The organism is Streptomyces hazeniae (genome assembly GCF_031845485.1).
Classification (GTDB): domain Bacteria; phylum Actinomycetota; class Actinomycetes; order Streptomycetales; family Streptomycetaceae; genus Streptomyces; species Streptomyces hazeniae.
In genome coordinates, this window is sequence record NZ_JAVREQ010000058.1 from 1 (window position 1) to 1332 (window position 1332).

A 1332-nucleotide genomic window follows, 5' to 3' on the forward strand; every position below is an offset into this window, starting at 1 on the left:
CGGCTGACAGTGATGATGTTCGTGGTGACGCTGTTGGTGGGTCTGACCCCTCGGCTGACTGACGTCTCGACTGTCCTGTATGGGATTCGTCGGCCCACCGGGGCGTCACCACGCACGCGGCCGGACGGGCGTTTGTGACTTCATAGGAGCCTGGCTAGAGGCCCCGTCACTGTCTTGTCCACCCGCCCGACCGGCGCGTGCCGCCCTCGGCTCAGACAAGCGGCAAGGACGGACATGACCAGCATGACGCACGACGGCCCGGAGATCATCGGCGGAGTCGACACCCACGGCCTGACCCATCACGCGGCTGTGATCGACGGCCTTGGCCGCCATCTCGCCGACCAGGAGTTCCCCGCCACCATCCGTGGCTACCGGGACCTGCTGGACTGGATGCGCGGCCTTGGGATCCTTTGCGCGGTCGGCGTGGAGGGCACAGGCGCCTACGGAGCCGAACTCGCCCGAGTCCTGACTGCGGCCGGCGTGACGGTCATCGACGTGGACCGGCCGGACCGCAAAATGCGCCGGCTGCGTGGCAAGTCCGACCCGATCGACGCCTACGCCGCCGCGACGGCCGTGGCCTCCGGACGTGCCACCGGTATCCCCAAGAGCCGCGACGGCGTGGTCGAGGCCGTGCGCGTGTTGCGGGTCGCCCGCCGCAGCGCGGTCAAGGCCCGCACCCAGGCGATGAACCAGATCCGCAATCTGCTCGTGAGCGCCCCGGCGATGCTGCGTGAACAGGTCGCGGGCCTGGACCGGACCGCTTTGATACGCACCCTGGCCCGGCTGCGGCCCGGCGGCGATGTGTCCCGGCCGTTGACGGCGACCAGGGCCTCGTTGCGGCGTCTGGCCCGCCGCCACCAGGCCATGGACGCGGAGATCGCCGAGATCGACACCGAGATCGGGCCCCTGGTCCAGCAGGCGGCTCCGGCCCTGCTGGAGCTCTTCGGCGTCGGAACGGAGACCGCCGGCCAGCTTCTGGCCTCGGCAGGCGACAACCCCGAACGCATGCGCTCAGAGGGAGCCTTCGCGCACCTGGCCGGAGTCGCACCCATTCCCGCATCGTCCGGCCGCACCCACCGCCACCGCCTCAACCGCGGAGGCGACCGAGCCGCCAACAACGCCCTGCACACCATCGTGCTCGTCCGCATGCGCTACGACGAACGCACCCGCGCCTACGTCGAGCGCCGCACCAGGGAAGGCTTGTCGAAGAAGGACATCATGCGCTGCCTCAAGCGATTCGTCGCCCGCGAGGTCTACCGCGCTCTGACCAACAAGCCACGCATCACCCAAACCAACCTGGCACCCGCCGGTTGACGTCAATAGGAGCATCCC

At 69.5% G+C, this 1332-nt stretch carries 1 protein-coding gene; it reads left to right on the top strand.

Annotation, left to right across the window (positions count from 1 at the left end; genetic code table 11):
• Positions 1 to 234: 234 nt before the first annotated feature.
• Positions 235 to 1314 carry an IS110 family RNA-guided transposase gene (locus RM572_RS28520; protein WP_311676268.1) on the top strand — a complete coding sequence of 360 codons (1080 nt, stop codon included), beginning with the start codon at positions 235 to 237 and terminating at the stop codon, positions 1312 to 1314.
• Positions 1315 to 1332: the final 18 nt, after the last annotated feature.

Excerpts from the sequence above, each read along its gene's own strand:
- RM572_RS28520 (WP_311676268.1), top strand. The coding sequence starts at position 235 with ATGACCAGCATGACGCACGACGGCCCGGAGATCATCGGCGGAGTCGAC.